This window comes from Thalassospira sp. UBA4513, from assembly GCF_002388495.1.
Classification (GTDB): Bacteria; Pseudomonadota; Alphaproteobacteria; order Rhodospirillales; family Thalassospiraceae; genus Thalassospira; species Thalassospira tepidiphila.
The window spans coordinates 91,191-108,533 of record NZ_DGMR01000038.1 but is presented as its reverse complement, the minus strand read 5'-3'; the positions used below and the strand labels follow the sequence as shown (position 1 = coordinate 108,533).

Annotated in this window: 14 protein-coding genes; 2 read left to right on the top strand and 12 right to left on the bottom strand. The window is 56.1% G+C overall.

Translation table 11 applies throughout. The annotated features are described in order from the left end of the window. The first annotated feature begins 1 nt into the window (after position 1). A complete protein-coding gene (locus B2T33_RS16120) occupies positions 2–2,563 on the top strand; it encodes a branched-chain amino acid ABC transporter ATP-binding protein/permease (RefSeq protein ID WP_286792594.1) in 2,562 nt (853 codons plus the stop codon). Further along, on the top strand, positions 2,556–3,776 hold the full coding sequence (locus B2T33_RS16115; protein WP_197146711.1) for an amidohydrolase family protein: 1,221 nt from the start codon (positions 2,556–2,558) through the stop codon (positions 3,774–3,776). Before B2T33_RS16120 ends, B2T33_RS16115 begins: the two co-directional genes overlap by 8 nt. A gap of 65 nt (positions 3,777–3,841) precedes the next feature. Here B2T33_RS16115 and B2T33_RS16110 read toward each other — a convergent pair whose 3' ends face one another. From B2T33_RS16110 to B2T33_RS16055, 12 genes are all read right to left on the bottom strand, one after another. Continuing rightward, positions 3,842–5,269 (bottom strand): gamma-aminobutyraldehyde dehydrogenase, encoded by a 1,428-nt coding sequence (locus tag B2T33_RS16110; protein ID WP_197146712.1) that lies wholly within the window; start codon positions 5,267–5,269, stop codon positions 3,842–3,844. Between the two features lie 36 nt (positions 5,270–5,305). Further along, positions 5,306–6,121: an ABC transporter permease gene (locus B2T33_RS16105; RefSeq protein ID WP_286792591.1), complete on the bottom strand. Its 816-nt coding sequence runs from the start codon at positions 6,119–6,121 to the stop codon at positions 5,306–5,308. Then, positions 6,111–7,115, bottom strand: a complete 1,005-nt coding sequence (locus B2T33_RS16100) for an ABC transporter permease (protein ID WP_197146714.1) — start codon at positions 7,113–7,115, stop codon at positions 6,111–6,113. The genes B2T33_RS16105 and B2T33_RS16100 overlap by 11 nt, the downstream gene beginning before the upstream one ends. Further along, a complete protein-coding gene (locus tag B2T33_RS16095; protein ID WP_197146715.1) occupies positions 7,112–8,101 on the bottom strand; it encodes an ABC transporter ATP-binding protein in 990 nt (329 codons plus the stop codon). The genes B2T33_RS16100 and B2T33_RS16095 overlap by 4 nt, the downstream gene beginning before the upstream one ends. Positions 8,102–8,357: 256 nt before the next feature. Then, on the bottom strand, positions 8,358–9,518 hold the full coding sequence (locus tag B2T33_RS16090) for an ABC transporter substrate-binding protein (RefSeq protein ID WP_197146716.1): 1,161 nt from the start codon (positions 9,516–9,518) through the stop codon (positions 8,358–8,360). 195 nt (positions 9,519–9,713) lie between these two features. Beyond that, positions 9,714–10,622, bottom strand: coding sequence for a LysR substrate-binding domain-containing protein (locus B2T33_RS16085; RefSeq protein WP_197146717.1), 909 nt, complete (start codon positions 10,620–10,622; stop codon positions 9,714–9,716). Between the two features lie 76 nt (positions 10,623–10,698). Next, complete coding sequence (locus tag B2T33_RS16080; protein WP_197146718.1) at positions 10,699–12,030, bottom strand: sensor histidine kinase; 1,332 nt, start codon at positions 12,028–12,030, stop codon at positions 10,699–10,701. A gap of 5 nt (positions 12,031–12,035) precedes the next feature. Then, complete coding sequence (locus B2T33_RS16075) at positions 12,036–12,716, bottom strand: response regulator transcription factor (protein WP_008889999.1); 681 nt, start codon at positions 12,714–12,716, stop codon at positions 12,036–12,038. A gap of 98 nt (positions 12,717–12,814) precedes the next feature. Further along, a complete protein-coding gene (locus B2T33_RS16070; RefSeq protein ID WP_252724056.1) occupies positions 12,815–13,420 on the bottom strand; it encodes a nucleotidyltransferase family protein in 606 nt (201 codons plus the stop codon). A gap of 7 nt (positions 13,421–13,427) precedes the next feature. Further along, the gene (locus B2T33_RS16065; protein WP_197146719.1) at positions 13,428–14,423 is read right to left on the bottom strand and encodes an XdhC family protein; all 996 of its coding nucleotides are present in this window, start codon (positions 14,421–14,423) and stop codon (positions 13,428–13,430) included. A gap of 88 nt (positions 14,424–14,511) precedes the next feature. Continuing rightward, a complete protein-coding gene (locus tag B2T33_RS16060; RefSeq protein ID WP_197146720.1) occupies positions 14,512–16,686 on the bottom strand; it encodes a xanthine dehydrogenase family protein molybdopterin-binding subunit in 2,175 nt (724 codons plus the stop codon). A gap of 3 nt (positions 16,687–16,689) precedes the next feature. Further along, positions 16,690–17,151, bottom strand: a complete 462-nt coding sequence (locus tag B2T33_RS16055) for a (2Fe-2S)-binding protein (protein ID WP_197146721.1) — start codon at positions 17,149–17,151, stop codon at positions 16,690–16,692. Positions 17,152–17,343 lie beyond the last annotated feature (192 nt).

The window sequence follows — 17,343 nt, the reverse complement described above, 5'->3', positions numbered from 1 at the left end:
GATGAAACGCGAAATTAAATTCAAAAATCCGATGCCCAAACTCAATAAACCCATCGCCCTTGATGCCACCATCCTGGCCGCCATCATCGCCGGTCTGATCGGTGTGACGATCACGGGCGGCTATACCCAGTTCGTCATCGGCCTTGTCGCCATCACCACCGTTTTGTGCGTGGGGCTGAATGTTTTGTATGGCCTGACCGGGCTGGTGTCGCTGGGGCAGGTCGGGTTCTTTGCCATCGGGGCCTATGCCAGTGCGATCCTCACCCTGGCCGGGCTTAACTTCTGGATGGCGCTGATTGCATCGACCGTGATTGCCGGGTTGGCGGGCTGTGTTTTGGCACTTTCGGCGGTTCGGATGGCGGGGCCGTTCCTTGCCATGGTGACGATTGCCTTTGCCTTTATCGTCGAACATGGCGCGATTGAATGGCGTGCACTGACCGGCGGGCAAAACGGCCTGATGGGTTTCCCGATGCCCGAACTGTTTGGCTATATGTTTAGCGAACGTGATCTTGTGATGCTGTGTGTCGTGCTGGCCGGGGTCGCGCTTTTTGCCTTCCGTCGTTTGGCAACAAGTGGCTGGGGCATGGCAATGACCAGCATGCGCGATGCCGAAATCGCCGCAAGTTCGCTTGGCTATAACGCCTTTGCCGTCAAGGCGACCGGCTTTGCCATTGCGGCTGCCATGGCGGGTCTTGCCGGGGCGTTGTTTGCACCACTTATGATGTTTATCGCACCGTCAAACTTCCCGCTTAGCCAGTCGATCCTGTATCTGTTTGCCGTCATTCTGGGCGGTGCGGGCACGGTGCTGGGGCCACTGGTGGGGGCATCGGTTTCGGTCTTGTTGCCCGAACTGCTGGCCGACTTTGCCGAATATCGCCTGCTGATTTTTGGCGGGCTTCTAATTGTCGTTCTCCTGATTGCACCGCGCGGCATTGTTGGCGTGATCGAACGGTTTATTCCGCTGACCAAGCGTGGTGTCACCGCCACCCCGGCGGCCGAGATCGAGGCAGGCCTTAAGTATTACGCCAAATCAGACGGCCTGATGGTGGAAAACCTGTCCATCGCCTTTGGCGGGGTGAAGGCGGTCAATGCCGTTTCCTTCACCGCCAAGCCGGGCGATGTCACATCGATCATCGGGCCTAACGGGGCGGGTAAAACGACGCTTTTGAACATCATCAGCGGCTTTTACAAACCGACCGAAGGTGTGGTGCGCATCGGGTATCAGGACATCGCAGGCAAGCCCACCGATTTTGCCGCCCGCAATGGCATTGCGCGCACCTATCAGGCGACCCGCTTGTTTGAAAACATGTCGGTGATCGACAACGTCATTGCCGGTCTTCCGGTTGGCCGGTTTGGCAAGCCGTTCAGCGCGATTGCGTCGGATGCCAACCGCAATCATGCCGCCGGGCTTCTGGCATTTTGCGGCTATCACGGTGATATTGATGCCCGTGCCGGTGACCTGCCGCATGTTGATCGCAGGCTGGTTGAAATTGCCCGGTCGCTGGCGACCAGACCCGGTGTGTTGTTGCTCGATGAACCGGCTGCTGGCCTGATGCATGCCGATAAGGTGTCGCTGGCGAAATTGCTGCGCCAACTGGCCGATGCCGGGATTACGGTGGTGCTGGTCGAACATGACATGGAAATGGTCATGGGCATTTCCGATCAGATTTTGGCCGTGGATGCCGGAACCCCGATCATCTTTGACACCCCGCAGGCCGTGCAAAACGACCCGCAGGTCATCGCGGCCTACCTTGGTGACGGCGAAATGAAGGCTCGCCCGCGGCCGATCCCGTTTGAGGCCGGGGACTCTCCGGTGATTGAAACCCTGCGCCTGACAGCCGGGTATGGCGCCGCACCGGTTCTGCATTCCATTGATCTTAAGGTCCGGCAGGGCGAAATGGTTGCGCTTCTGGGGGCAAACGGTGCGGGCAAGTCGACCTTCCTGACTGCACTGGCCGGGTTGCTCCGCCCCGTGGATGGCAAGATCGTTCTCAATAACGAATATATCCATGATCTTGCCCCGCATCAGATCGTCGAACAGGGCTTGGTTCTGGTGCCCGAAGGCCGTCAGGTCTTCCCGGAACTGACCGTGCGCGAAAACATCGAACTGGGGGCCTATAAGCAACCCAAACCTGTCAGTTCGGATGAACTTGAAGCCATCCTCAATCGCTTCCCGCGTCTGCGCGATCGTATCAACAGCCCGGCTGGATTGTTGTCAGGTGGCGAACAGCAAATGATGGCAATTGCCCGTGGACTGGTGGCCAAGCCAAAGGCGTTGTTGCTTGATGAGCCATCTCTTGGTCTGGCCCCGGCCATGGTCGAGGAACTCTATGCCATTCTCGGCGAATTGCGTGACGAAGGGGTGACCATTCTTCTGGTCGATCAGATGGCGACCATGGCGCTTTCGGTAGCTGATTATGCTTATGTCCTTGAACAGGGGCAGGTGGTTGCCAAGGGCAAGGCATCCGAGCTGAGAAAAGATGAACGCCTGATTGCTGCCTATTTGGGTGGCTCTGAACAAGGCGATAAGAAACCAAAACAGGAAACACACGAGAATGCTTGATTATCTGGTGAGGAACGCCTGCCTGAATGGCGAGAATGCGCTTGTCGATCTTGCCGTGGCGGATGGAAAAATTGTTGAAATTGCCCAGTCGATTACGGGTGATGCGCCAAGCTTTGATGCAGCGGGCCAGCTGATCAGCTGCGGCTTTGTGGAAAGCCACATTCACCTTGATAAGGCCTGCATTCTTGACCGGGCCAAAAACGAAACCGGCACGTTAAAGGGCGCGATCAGTGCCGTCGCCAACGCCAAAAGCGGCTTTACCGAGGATGACATTTACGCCCGCGGTGCCCGCGTGATTGAAAAGGCAATTACCGAGGGCACCAATGCGGTCCGCACCCATGTCGAAATCGATCCGGGCATTGGCTTGGCCGGTTTTAATGCCATCAAGCGGCTCAAGGCCGACTATGCCTGGGCAATGGATATCGAGATTTGCGTTTTCCCGCAGGAAGGCCTGTTCAACTATCCCGGCACCGAGGAGCTGTTGCGCGCAGCATTGGATAACGGTGCCGATCTGCTGGGCGGCTGTCCCTATATGGATACCGATCCACATGGCCAGATCCTGCGTCTGTTTGAAATGGCGCGCGACTATGATGTTGATCTGGATTTCCATCTTGATTTCGATCTTGATGCCAGCTGGCGCCATCTGGATGAAGTTGCCAAACAATCCACCGCCTTTGGCTGGCAGGGCCGCGTGATGATCGGGCATGTGACCAAACTGTCGGTTTTGCCCAAACCCGAACTTGAAGACACGATTGCCATCATGCGCGATGCCGGGATCGGCCTGACCGTGTTGCCCGCAACCGACCTTTTCCTGACCGGGCGCGATCATGACCATTCAGTCCCCTGTGGTGTCGCGCCCGCACACAAGCTCGCCGCCCATGGTGTGTGTTGCACGATTGCGACCAACAATGTGCTGAATCCGTTTACGCCTTATGGTGATTGTTCGCTGTCGCGCATGGCAAATCTTTATGCCAATGTCAGTCAGCTTGCGACCGAGGCCGAACTTGAAAACTGCTTTGCCATGGTGTCCGACGCCCCGGCCAAACTTCTCGGCCGATCCAGCAAGATCGCGGTCGGCAAAGCCGCAAGCTTCATCGTCCTGCCCGCCCAAAGCCGCGCACAAGTGGTCTCCGAAATCAGTCGCCCGATCTGGGGCATGAAGGATGGTCGGGTAACGTTCGAACATCCGGCGGCAAGGCTGTTTCGGCCATAAGTCAGACCAATAAAGAAGGGCAGCGGATGGGCTGCCCTTTCTGTCTGATGATTGGATTTTTTGGCTTAACCGTGCGCGATCATGATGTGACGGGCGGCGGTGTAATCCTCCAGCGCGTAATGCGACATATCCTTACCATAGCCGGACTGTTTCAGACCGCCATGGGGCATTTCATTGACCAGCATGAAGTGGGTATTGATCCAGGTGCAGCCATAACGAAGGCGGGCACTTGTTTGCATGGCGCGCGAAATATCCTTGGTCCAGATCGAAGATGCCAGACCGTAATCGGAATCATTGGCCCATGCGACGGCCTCATCCACATCTGTAAAGCGGGTGATCGACGCCACCGGACCAAACACTTCGCGCCGGACGATTTCATCAGATTGAAGCGCACCGGCAATCACGGTCGGCTGATAGAAGAAGCCAGGTCCATCATGCAGCTTGCCACCGGTGGTAATTTCCATGTGTTTTTGTTCGGACGCACGCGCGACGAAGCTTGCCACACGGTCACGCTGGCGTTCGGAAATCAGCGGGCCGATTTCGTTTTCGCTGTCGTCCGCACGGGCATAGGCGATGCTGGAAACCGCAGATGACAGGTCCGCCACCAGCTTGTCATGGATTTTCGGGCCAGCATAAATCCGGCATGCCGCCGTGCAGTCCTGACCGGCGTTATAGTAGCTGAATGCCCGCAATCCTTCGACAACGGCATCGACATCGGCATCATCAAAGACAATCACCGGTGCCTTGCCACCCAGTTCGAGGTGCGTGCGTTTGACTGATTTCGCCGCAGCCTGAAGAACCTTCTTGCCCGTCGCGACATCACCCGTGATCGACACCATATCGACCTTGGGATGATTGATCAGGGCATTGCCCACCGTGGCGCCACGACCAAGAACAATATTGACCACACCTTCGGGCAGGATATCTGCCAGAATGGTCGCCATCTTAAGCGCGGTCAGTGGCGTTTGTTCAGATGGCTTGAAAACGACCGTGTTGCCCCCGGCAATCGCCGGGGCCAGTTTCCAGGCCATCATCATCATCGGATAGTTCCACGGCGCGATAGAACCGACCACCCCGATCGGATCGCGGCGGATCATCGAGGTATGGCCCGCCATATATTCCCCGGCAATCGATCCCTGCATGCAGCGCACGGCACCGGCAAAGAAGCGATAGCAATCGACAATGGCCGGAATTTCATCATCGCGGACCGCATTGATCGGTTTGCCGCAATTAAGCGATTCCAGTTTGACGAACTCTTCGGCCTCGGCTTCGATCCGATCAGCAATTTTCAGAAGGTAGTTTGACCGTTCTGCCGGGGTTGTGCGCGACCATGACTGGAAGGCGTGCTCGGCCGCGCTGACCGCACGGTCGATCTGTTCCATCGATGCTTCGGGCAGCATCATGATGGTTTCGCCGGTCTTGGGATTGATGATGTTTTCTTCGGCCTCAATGCCCATTTCAAGGCTGCTGCCGATCAGCATCTTGGTATCCATAATAAGCTCTCCCGTTGGTAGCGTTATCGCGTGCTGTTATTTTCCCGATCCGGCCACCTGATCGCCATCGCGTGTCAGGTAATAGGCAGCCAGGATCGGCAGGACCGTGACCAGAACCACCACCATCGCCACCACATTGGTGACCGGACGCTGGCGGGGTCGGACAAGTTCTTCAAGCATCCAGATCGGCAGGGTCGACTGCTGTCCGGCGGTAAAGGTCGTGACGATCACTTCGTCAAAGGACAGGGCAAAGGCCAGCATGCCACCGGCCAGAAGCGCCGTGCCAATATTGGGTAAAATGACATGCCGGAAAGTCTGGAAACTGTTGGCCCCCAGATCCATCGAGGCTTCGACCAGCGACCCCGAGGTCCGTCTGAACCGCGCAACCGCGTTGTTATAGACAACCACCACACAAAAGGTCGCGTGACCCAGAATGATCGTCCAGATCGAGAACGGAATGTCGGCAATACTAAATGCCGAACGAAGCGCAATACCGGTAATGATACCCGGCAACGCAATCGGCAGGATCACCAGAAGCGAGATGGTTTCACGGCCAAAAAATTTGGTGCGTGATACCGCCGCCGCACAAAGTGTTCCCAGAACCATCGCGATCAGGGTCGAAATGGTTGCGGTCTGCAGCGACAGTTTCAACGTCTCCCAGACATCCGGGCGGTTCCACGTCACCTCAAGCCATTTCAGGGTAAAGCCGGGCGGTGGCCACTGATAGGATTTATCTTCTGTCGTGAAGGCATAGACAAAAATCAGCGCAATCGGCAAATGCATGAAGGCAAGGCCAAGACCGGCGGCAAGTTTCAGGCCCCAAGGAGCGCGTTGTTTCCCATCAGAGCGCATCGAAAGCCCCCATCCGTTTGGCACCCCAAAGATAGAAGCCCATGATAACCATCGGCACGACCGTAAAGGCAGCCGCCAGCGGAATGTTGCCCGCCGTGCCCTGTTGGGCATAGACCGCCTGACCGATAAACAGCCGTGAGGAGCCGACAATCTGCGGAATGATGTAATCGCCCAGCGTGAGTGAGAAGGTAAAGATCGAGCCGGCAACAATGCCCGGCAAGGCCAGCGGGAAAATCACGTGACGGAATGTTTGGCCTGGCGTCGCACCAAGGTCGCCCGATGCCTCGATAAAGCTGCCGGGGACGCGTTCAAGTGCTGCTTGCACCGGCAAAACCATAAAAGGCAACCAGACATAGAGGAAAACAAGGAAAGTCCCGGTATAGCTGACCGACAGCGAATAACCGCCAATGATCGGGATCGCCAGCCAGGCTTCAAGCAGCCAGGTCAGGTGCAGCTTGGTGAAAATCCAGGTCAGGATGCCTTCCTTGGCCAGGATTAGTTTCCAGGCATAGACCTTGACCAGATAGCTTGACCAAAGCGGCAACATCACGCCGATGTAAAACAACGCCTTCCACTTGCCGCGTGCATAGCGCGCAGCGAAATAGCCAATCGGAAATGCAACACAGGCCGCGGCAAGTGTCACGATGGCTGCCATCGAAACCGTGCGGATGATGATGTCGAGATTGGCGGGGCGGAACAGTTCGCCATACGTTTTCAGCGTCAGTTCATATTGAACCAAGCCGGAAAATTCATCGATCGAGAAAAAGCTTTGCGCGAGCAACGCAAAAAGCGAACCAAGATAGATGATGCCAAGCCAAAGGGCCGGCGGGGTCAGCATCAGGATCAAAAGAAGCTTCGGATTGCGCCAGAACTTGTCAGACAAGGCGCCGGTGATCCCACCCTCTCCGGGCAGAACAGCACTTTCGCTTTGAACCGTTGTGGCATTGGATGCGCTGGTGGCGCTGGTGGCGCTGGTGGCTCTGGTGGCGGTCATTGCGCCCCCTCCATCAGATGCAGGTCATTTTCCTGCCAGCTGATTTGAACGGTGGTGCCGTTCTCCGGCACGGCCTGATCGGCCGGGATCAGCGCGCCGATCCGCATATCGCCAAGTGCAAGGCTGATGCGCGTGGTGCCACCAAGATAACTGCTGCCGGTGACTTTGGCGCTATGGCCATCGGCGGAAACGATGCGGATCGCCTCGGGCCGCAGGCTGGCATAGCTTTCCCTGCCGGTCAGCTGTTTGACAAAACCCGGTTCAAGCACATTCGACGAGCCAACGAAATCGGCGACAAAGCGGCTTTCCGGACGTTGATAGATGTCTTGCGGGCTTCCGATCTGCTGGATTTTACCGTCGTTGAAAACCGCGACCCGATCCGCCATCGAAAGGGCTTCACCCTGATCATGGGTGACGAAAACAAAGGTAATGCCAAGTTTGCGTTGCAGGATTTTGAGCTCTTCCTGCATCTGTTCGCGCAGTTTGAGGTCCAGCGCGCCAAGCGGCTCGTCAAGCAACAGCACCTTGGGTTTGTTGACCAATGCGCGGGCAAGCGCCACGCGTTGGCGCTGACCGCCGGAAAGCTGCCCCGGGCGACGTTCGCCGTAACCCGGCAGGGCAACCAGTTCGAGCGCCTCGTTGGCAGCCGCATGACGATCGGTTTTGTTCATGCCGCGGATCATCAGGCCATAGGCGACGTTGTCGATGATGTTCATGTGCGGGAACAGGGCATAGTCCTGAAACACCGTGTTCACGTTGCGGCGATAGGGCGGCACATGTTCGACGGTGGTGCCGAAAATCTCGATATGGCCGCTGGTGGGTTGTTCAAACCCGGCAATAAGGCGCAGACAGGTGGTTTTGCCTGATCCTGACGGGCCGAGCATGGCGAAAAATTCGCCCTCGGCAATCGACAGGTCGACATTATCCACAGCGCGAACCGCGCCGAAATGTCTTGAAACCTTTGCGAAGGAAACTGCAGTCGTCATGGGTCAACCAGTTGTTTGAAACCCGCACATAAGTCGGATTTCGTTTCGTAAGGAATGGTGGCGGGTGTGGTGTATTTGGCGTTGGCGGTTGATCAGCGGCAATGACACCTTTCGGGTCCCCCGGAGCCCGGAAGTGCCGTGACATTGCCGCCGATCAGAATGGGGTGCGCATTTCGTGCCGGGTGTGACAACACGCCATGCGCATCCCCTTGCCCGATCAGGTTCACAAGGGTGGGGAACCTGATCGCAGGATCGCTTAGCGGCCGCCAATCACGCCGATATAGTCGGAAACCCAACGATAATAAGGCACGCATTCACCCTGGCTTTCGCATTTCGAAACCGGGGTCTGCCAGAAGCTGACACGGTCGAAATCATCAAAGCCGTTGGTGGCGCAACCTTCATCGCCCAACAGGGCATTGCCGGTGCAGGCTGCCGGAACAGCCGGGTTGGAACCAAACCATGCCGCAAGGTCGCCCTGAACTTTCGGAGACAGGGAATGTTCCATCCAGAGATAGGCACAGGTCGGGTTTTCAGCTTCGGCATGGAGCATGGTGGTATCAGCCCAGCCGGTAACCCCTTCTTCGGGGATCGTCGATGCAATCGGAAGGCCTTCCGATTTCAGAAGGTTGACCTGGAACGGCCAGGAACCGGATGCGACAACGCCTTCGTTCTTGAAATCATCCATCTGGATGAAGGCATCATGCCAGTACCGTGACACCAGTTCACGCTGCCCGCGCAGCAGATCAAGTGCTGCGGCATATTGATCGGCATTCAGCTCATAGGGGCTTTTGATGCCAAGTTCGGGGTTGTGCGCCATCAGATATTGCGCGGCGTCGGCGATGTGGATCGGTCCGTCATAGGCCTGAACGCGACCCTTGTTCGATTTGCCATCAGCAAGGGTCATTTCCTCGAACACGACATTCCAGCTTTTCGGTGCTTCGGCGAAGGCGTCGGTATTGTACATCAGAACGTTCGGACCCCACTGATAGGGCGTCCCGTAATGCACGCCGTCAACCGTGTGCCATGGCGCGCTTTTCAGGCGGTCATCGACGGTGTTCCAGCTTGGGATCAGGTCGGTATTGATCGGCTGAACGCGTTTGCCGGCAATCATGCGCAGCGACGCATCGCCCGATGCGGTGACAAGATCAAAGCCGCCTTCGTTCATCAGCGCGACCATTTCATCGGATGTGTTGGCGGTTTTGACATTCACCGCGCATCCGGTTTCCTTTTCAAAGGCGGTTACCCAGTCAAAATTGGCATCCGTTTCGCCGCGCTCGATATAGCCCGGCCAGGCAACGATATTCACGGAACCTTCCGGTGTGCCAAGTTCGGTCATCATGTCAGCGGCAGCCGCCTGACTGGCGGCAAAGGCAAGCACGACCATCACGGACGTGCCTGATTTCAATAGTGATTTCATTGTGATGTCTCCCAGTTGCAGGACGTCAGTTCGCGTGACTTTTATTTCCCGACGGCAAGCCTACGCTGATCTGGAGCATTCACAATTTCATTTAACAGAAATACGTTATCGGATTTTCCGATATCTGTTGCGGCGCAGCGTAACGGTCTGTTACATGGCGATTTTCTTGTTTCACTGGTGATGATATGTGCGTGTTTAACGCAGGCGGGTGGCGCGATGGGCCTGTGCCAGACCGATAAAATCACGTGCCGCCTGGGACAACGGGGAGCCTTTTCGCCAGACAACGCCGACCTGAACCATTGGAAGCGTACCCGATACATCGCGGCTTTCAATCCGGTCGCCCTCAAGCGACCAGGGGCGATAGACCAGATCAGGCAAAAGCGACAATCCGGCCCCGGTGGCAACAAGGCTTCGCACCGCCTCAACCGACCTTGTCCGGAAGGCAACACGGGGACGAGTGCCAAGCGCACCCAGCAATTTGCCGGTTGCTTCCTCGATCTCGTCGATGGTCAGCATGATCAGCGGCTCGGATGTGACATCATCAAGCGTGATGCTTTGTGCGGTGGCCAGTTTGTGACCCAGCGGCAGCCAAAGCCGATAGGGCGAAACTTCAAGAATTTCAGATTGCAATGCCAGACGATCCCGCAGGTTGGAAATCACCATCACGGCAACATCGATCTCGCCGCCAATCAGAAGGTGTTCAAGATAATCGCCATTATCCTCGGTCGCACTTACCGTTATCTGCGGATAGGCACGGCGATAGCGTGCCAGAATGTCAGAAAGCACATAACCCGCGACCAGCGATGTAACGCCCAGATGCAATTCGCCCTTTTGGGTTTGAGCGGTTTCCTCAAAGGCCTGTTTGGCGTCTGAAACATTGGCAAGGATGGTCGTGGCATGGCGCAGGAACTGATGGCCGTTATGGGTGATGTTAAGCCCGCGCGAATGACGATCAAACAGCGCGACCCCCAGATCGGCTTCAAGTTCCTTGATCGCCTCTGTCACGGCCGATTGCGAAATCGACAGAATATGCGCCGCCCCCGATACAGTTCCCTGTTCGGCCACGGCGACGAAATACTGAAGCTGTCGAATGGTAAAAGCCATGATGCCATCACGATAGGTGATAGCAAAACGCTTGTCGCGGTTTTTTCGATAACAGGTTTGGCAATAACCTGTTTGCTTAGACCAGTTCGGGTTCAGGTTTAACCAATGTTGCTGTGCCCGGATCCAGGCAAACCGACATGCCGCCATTGGGCAGATGCGTAAGTGTGCAGGTCCAGTCAAGACGTTCACAAATACGCCGGACGAGTTGCAGGCCAATGCCTTCGCCCTGAGGCATCGTGCATTGACCATTGCAGGTCAGGATGGCGTTTTCGACGCAGATCTGCGTGCCGGAAAGCGTGATCTTGACTTCGCCTTTTGGGGTGTGCTGGAACGCATTTCGGATCAGGTTGGACACCACAATCATCAGTGCCGCGCGCGAGGTCGCGATCTCGGTTTCGCGGCTGTCAGGTTCAAACGTGCAGGTAACGTGTTTGCCCTCCATCAGATAGGAAAGATCACTGATTTCCTGTTCGATGAACGCGTTGATGTTAATCGTTTCGGTTTGACCAAGCGGTGCATTGTCACGGCCCAGCCACAACAGCGTTTCAAGCAATTGCTGCATATTGCGGTTGGCGCGTTTGATGCGGGCCATAACGCGTGCCTGCGTTGCGTTGAGCGGGCTTTTTTCCAGAAGTTCGACATTGCCCGAAACGATGGTAACGGGCGTGCGCAGCTCGTGGCTGGCCTGACGGAGGAATTCACGTTCACGGGCAACGAATTTGTCGATCTGGTCAACTGATCGATGCAGTTCGTGGGCAACGTCATTAAGCTCTTCAAACCCGAAATCCGGGATCGGTTCGCGCAGGTTATCTGCCGTCAGATTGTTGGCCCAGTTCTGAAGGTTCTCGGATGGCTTGGTCAGACGTTTGCCAATCACCCACAGGAACCAGGCAAAGATGCCTACCACCGCCATGGCAAACGGGATCGACAGCAGGGCCAGCTTATGCAGGCGCACGAAATAGATGCTGTCTTCATCCCCGGCGTGATAGGTCTGCAGGATCAGGATGTCATCCCCATTGCGCAGCTGATAGGGGAAGACCAGAAAAACCGGATTTTCCGGGTTTTCTTCGGCGGCATATTTGTCGGTGTTGATATAGAAAAGCTCGCCAATCTCAAGATCGTCCGGTGTTGCGTGCGCGCGCAATTCTGCCGGCAGCTGATCAAACCCGGTGAAGGTTTCAATATTGAAACCCTTGGGCAAGGGGGCTTCGGGATTTTCGGCCAGTTCATTGTCATATTGTTCGGCAATGACTTGAAGCTGGAAGGACGCCACCATCCACTTGCCATACAGCATGTAAAAATTGACGACCACCGTATAAAGCACGAGCGTAATCACCAGACCCAGCAGCACGTAATTGCGCACAAAGCGGGAAAAGGATCGGGTCTTGGGTGCGCAACATGTGCTCATAGCGGCTACTCGCGAAGGGCCACGCCCTGGCCCGGAATGGTGTGAATCAGATTTTGCTCAAACGGTTTGTCGATCCGATGGCGCAGTTTGTAAAGATGTGTCTTCAGCGCATTGGTATCAGGTGGATCACCTTGCCAGAGCGCCATCGACAAACGAGAACGGGTTACAACCTGCGGACTGTTTTGCGCGAGAACCTCCAAAATGGTCCAACCCGTTGGCGATACACTGATATTCTGGCCAGCTCGCACCACGGAACGGTTTTCAAAATCAATAAGCAGGTCACCAAGCGAGAAACGCCTGACCTCGCCACTGCGCCGACGAGATAGAACACGTGTGCGCAAAAGAAGCTCTTCAAGCTCAAACGGTTTGACCAGATAATCGTCCGCCCCGGCGTGGAAACCTTCGATCTTGTCATCAAGTGTATCGCGCGCGGTCAACATAAGAACCGGGGTGTCCACCCCTTCGTCGCGCAGCGCCTTGCAGATGCTGATGCCGTCGCGGAATGGCAACATCAGATCAAGCAGGATGACGTCATACTCGCCGGTCAGCGCCATCTGATAGGCGGTTTCACCATCATAGGCATGGTCGCATTCAACGCCTTCAATCGTCAGATAGTCACTGACGGTGGCGGCGATATCCATGTTGTCCTCGACCAAAAGGACCATGATGTGGGCGGTTGCTTTCATTCACGTCATCTCGTTTTTCAAGACATGCAAGCATGCCGCAATTCAGCCGACGGGTCAGCAGGAAACACCCCGCAGCCCTGTTTGCCACATAAGGCCGGTTAGTCTCTCACTTGCTTCAGATCATCTTGGGTATCGATATCAAGTGCGGCATTTGCAAGTGATAGGGCTGTTACTTTATCGGCATGTCTGTCGATGATTTTGCGCGCGCCAATCGGCCCGACAAGGCTTTGCAAATCATCAAAGACAGACTTTGGGAAAATGGCAGGCACGCCCAGCCCATCTTGATGTCGGGTTGCGACAATCTGTTTGCCGTCAAAGGCCGTGATCAATCGGGTGTAATCCTCGCTGGTCAGATTGACCTGATCACACAGGGCAATCAAAACACCATCATACCCGCCGTTGGTCGCGATTTTCGTCATGCCGCACGCAATGGAGCTTCCCATTCCCGTGGCCCAATTGTCATTGGTGATAAGGATCACGCCGTTATCAAGGCGCGGCGCGATTTCATCGCCATAGGCACCAAGAACCACAAAGGTGTCAGATGTTGGCATCCCCGACAGGGCATCAAGCGCATGTTCGATCATGGGTTTGCCATTGATATCGGCAAGCTGCTTACGCCCGCCAAAGCGCGCACTTTCCCCGGCCGCCAGAAGAAGCGTGGCCAGTTTCGGTTTCGGGATGTCTGGGCGTGGCGTCATCATCATGGTCGCATTATTCGGCGGCTTGTGCCAAGGCCGGGGCCGCTGATTGCTTGAACAGGGCGGCATGAATGCCTGACAACATCGAAAGAGCAATGCTTTCAGGAAGTTGCCCGCCGATATCGAGACCCGCCGGACTTGAAACATCAAATGCCAGATCATTCCGCGAAATGCCAGCTTCGTTCAAAACATCGCGAAACCGATGGCGTGGACCAAGGGCGGACAGATGTTTGATCGGTGCATCGCAAAGCACCGCAAGGGCCGCGGCATCGATGCTAACACTATGGGCCATCAGAATAACTGCATCGACTTTGTGATCGGTCACATAGGTTGCCAAGTCACGATCAATCTTGCGCAGGATTGTGCCTGCCGCCCGGAAATGCTCGGCCCGGGCATTTGCCGGGCGAGGATCGACCAGTGTTGTTTGCCAGCCCATCTGATGGGCAATGCCAATCACCGGGCGAGCATCAAGGCCACCGCCCACGACAAGAACATGGGGTTCAGGCTGGATCGGTGTCACCAGCCAATTGCCGTCTTCACGGTTTTCGATATGGGCCGGGCGTTGTCCATAAAGCAAACCAGCCTCGAAATAGCCTTCGACAGCATCGATTTTCTGGAAATAGAGGCCGCTTTGACGTTTTTGCAGGGCTTCATATAAATCGCCAAGGCCCAGATCATTCGCGGAGCCAAGTGGCTGGAGCATGATATAGACCGTGCCGCCACATCCCACGCCAAGTTTGAATGACAGATCATCTTCGTCAGTGCCGTCATAGGTCAACATCACAGGCTTGCCGGTCACCATGGCCCGGCGCGCATTGCGGATAATGTCGGCCTCAAGGCAGCCACCACTGAGCAGTCCCAACTGTTGCCCGTGGCCGTTGATCAGCATCATGGCACCGGCCTTGCGATAGGCAGATCCCTCGGTGCGATAAACCGTTCCCAGCACCCATTCAGTGCTGTCGCGGTTTTCCTGCCAGGTGCCAAGCATTGCAGAAAGTTGATTGGTCATATTCCTCGCCCTTTCAGCAAAAGGGTAACTGCCCGGGAAACCACGGGGTGGGGGATGGGGGAAAAATGATTTCCCGAGCAGTTATCTCTTACACGAAGTCGAAACCAGCCTTGGTCATGGGAAGATCCAGAATCCGCTTGCCAGTTTGCGCAAAGATCGCATTGGCAACGGCCGGCCCGGTCGGGGGCAGACCCGGTTCGCCAACACCGGTCGGTGCACCGTTCGATGGAACGATGGCGACCTCGACTTCGGGCATTTCGGGATTACGAAGCAATTCGTAATCCGGGAAGTTGTACTGATCGACTTCACCGTCGGTCAGGGTGATCTGGTTGCGCAAGATCGCTGTCAGGCCGTAGCCGGCCCCGCCTTCCATCTGCGCGCGAATGACATCGGGGTTTACAGCCACACCGCATTCAACCGCCATGAACAGCTTGTTGACATGCACGCTGGTGTCATCGACCGAGACATCCGCCACAACCGCGACGCAGGTATTGAACGAGAAGTGGCAGGCAAAGCCGCGCTTATCGCCTTCTTTCCATCCGGAAATTTCACGCACGTGCTTGATGGCTTCAATCATGCGGGCCTGGTTGGGCTGCGCTGCGTCCAGCATGGCCAGACGTAGCGCGATCGGGTCCTGACCGTTTTCGGTTGCGACCATATCCATCAGGGTTTCCATGGCATAAGCGGTGTGGGTATGTCCCACCGAACGCCACCAAAGAACCGGCACCGGGTTATGGAAATCCGTCAGACCGATTGCCTGGTTCGGGATGGCATAAAGGCTTTCGGATACGCCTTCGACAGAGGTCGCATCAACCCCGTCACGGACCATCATGCCTTCAAAGCTTGTGCCTTTCATGATCGACTTGATCGCAAGGCGATGGTCCCATCCGACGATCTTGCCATCCGCATCCAGACCAATCTTTGCCCGGTGTGCCGACATGGCGCGGTAATAGCCGCCCTTCATGTCGTCTTCGCGGCTCCAGACCAGTTTGACCGGGACTTTCTTACCCGACACGGCAAAGGCCATGGCAGCCTCGGCATTGTAGTCGGCGGTCGGGTTGGCGCGACGGCCAAACGAACCACCGGCATATAGCGTCTTGATTTCGACCTGTTCGGGCTTAAGCCCAAGGATCGCCGCAACCGTCGGCCGCGTGATGGTCGGGAACTGACACCCGTCATGAACACGCACACCAAAATCGGTTGGTTCAATCGTGCAGTTCAGAGATTCCATTGACGCATGCGCCAGATACGGGAAGGTGAAGTCAGCCTCGATGGTTTTTGACGCACCTTCGATCAAGGGTGCAACATTCTCGGTTGTGATTTCGTGGCCGATTTCGAATTCCGGTTTTTCATCAAGCAGGGCTTGATGGGCCGCGATCAGGGCATCGGTGCTGCGGGTTTCAGCAACGCTGAAATCCCATTCAACCGAAAGCGCATCACGGGCCTGGAATGCCGACCAGGTGTTTTTGCCAAAGGCAACCACACCCGCCTTGTTTGGCAGGACCTGTGCGGCGATGAAACCACCGACATCCTTTGCCGCACTGTCATCGAACGATACAACGGTGCCACCGAATTTCGGGCTGTGCATGATCGCGGCATAGATCATGCCGGGCAGATTGACATCCATGGCAAAGATCGCGGTTCCGGTGGTCTTGCCGTGATTGTCCTTGCGGTGGAGCTTTTCGTTGCCGATCAGCTTGAACTGATCCGGGGTTTTGATTGTCGGTTTTTCAACGGCGTCAAGGGTTGCTGCGATCGCAACGAATTCGCCAAAGTGACCGGAATTGCCCCCTGATGAAATGACGCCGTTCTCAACAGAGATGGTCGATGCATCTACACCCCAGCTTTGGGCCGCGGCACGGACAAGCAAGTCACGCGCGGCAGCACCAGCTTCGCGGTACTGCATGAATGAATTGGCAATCGAGGTCGAACCACCGGTCCCCTGCGCGCCAAAGAACAGGTTCTTGTAGCGGACATCATCGGCCGGTGCGAAATCGGTTTTGACACTGTCCCAGTTGGCATCGATTTCTTCGGCGACGAGCGTGGTCAGGCCGGTGGTCGTACCCTGACCCATTTCGAAATGTTTGATGATGACGGTGACAACACCGTCGGCATCAATTTTGACAAACGGGTTCAGGTCGGTATTTGCAGTGACCGAGCTTCCGGCAGCCAGAACACCCTTGGCATTCACACCGACGAAAAGGGCTGTGGCGCCTGCGGCCGATCCCTTAAGGAAGCCGCGACGGGATACACTGATGTTCATGGCTTAGGCCTCCAGCTTTTCAGATGCGAGCTTGATGGCTTCGTTGATGCGGACATAGGTCACACAGCGGCAGGCATTGCCGTACATGTAATCCTTGATTTCCTCATCCGTCGGATTGGGGTTTTCGGTCAGAAGGCCGATAGCCGACATGATCTGACCGGACTGACACCAGCCGCACTGCACGACATCTTTTTCCTGCCAGGCGGCCTGAACCGCCTTGGCGATCTTGTCAGTTGCCCCTTCAATGGTGGTGATTTCGCTATCGACCGCATCCTCGACAAAGGTCTGGCAGGAACGGGTCGGGTAACCGTCGACATGCACAGTGCAGGCACCACAATAGGCAACGCCGCAACCAAATTTAGTGCCGGTAAGTTCCAGTTCGTCGCGCAGAACCCAAAGCAGCGGGGTGCCCGGTTCGACATCAACGGTACGGGATTCTCCATTGATCTTAAGCTGATATTGCATGACCGCCTCATCTCTCTCTTTTGGCTTGTTATGCCTGATCATCGCGTGGGGGCAGGTAACCAAGCGGTAAACGCCCGGAATGCGTTATCTGGTAGCGATGGGATGGCGATCTCCGGCCATCAGATCGGCTGGTCGCAGGGCAATACAGGCAGTCTACCAAGGGATTTAAGGCGGATGGCGCGGGCCGTCGGA

Bases quoted from the DNA above. Each gene is read 5' to 3' on its own strand.
- B2T33_RS16060 (WP_197146720.1), bottom strand. From the start codon at position 16,686: ATGAACATCAGTGTATCCCGTCGCGGCTTCCTTAAGGGATCGGCCGCA.
- B2T33_RS16055 (WP_197146721.1), bottom strand. From the start codon at position 17,151: ATGCAATATCAGCTTAAGATCAATGGAGAATCCCGTACCGTTGATGTC.
- B2T33_RS16075 (WP_008889999.1), bottom strand. From the start codon at position 12,716: ATGAAAGCAACCGCCCACATCATGGTCCTTTTGGTCGAGGACAACATG.
- B2T33_RS16110 (WP_197146712.1), bottom strand. From the start codon at position 5,269: ATGGATACCAAGATGCTGATCGGCAGCAGCCTTGAAATGGGCATTGAG.
- B2T33_RS16105 (WP_286792591.1), bottom strand. From the start codon at position 6,121: ATGCGCTCTGATGGGAAACAACGCGCTCCTTGGGGCCTGAAACTTGCC.
- B2T33_RS16080 (WP_197146718.1), bottom strand. From the start codon at position 12,030: ATGAGCACATGTTGCGCACCCAAGACCCGATCCTTTTCCCGCTTTGTG.
- B2T33_RS16120 (WP_286792594.1), top strand. From the start codon at position 2: ATGAAACGCGAAATTAAATTCAAAAATCCGATGCCCAAACTCAATAAA.
- B2T33_RS16115 (WP_197146711.1), top strand. From the start codon at position 2,556: ATGCTTGATTATCTGGTGAGGAACGCCTGCCTGAATGGCGAGAATGCG.
- B2T33_RS16095 (WP_197146715.1), bottom strand. From the start codon at position 8,101: ATGACGACTGCAGTTTCCTTCGCAAAGGTTTCAAGACATTTCGGCGCG.
- B2T33_RS16070 (WP_252724056.1), bottom strand. From the start codon at position 13,420: ATGATGATGACGCCACGCCCAGACATCCCGAAACCGAAACTGGCCACG.
- B2T33_RS16090 (WP_197146716.1), bottom strand. From the start codon at position 9,518: ATGAAATCACTATTGAAATCAGGCACGTCCGTGATGGTCGTGCTTGCC.
- B2T33_RS16065 (WP_197146719.1), bottom strand. From the start codon at position 14,423: ATGACCAATCAACTTTCTGCAATGCTTGGCACCTGGCAGGAAAACCGC.
- B2T33_RS16085 (WP_197146717.1), bottom strand. From the start codon at position 10,622: ATGGCTTTTACCATTCGACAGCTTCAGTATTTCGTCGCCGTGGCCGAA.
- B2T33_RS16100 (WP_197146714.1), bottom strand. From the start codon at position 7,115: ATGACCGCCACCAGAGCCACCAGCGCCACCAGCGCCACCAGCGCATCC.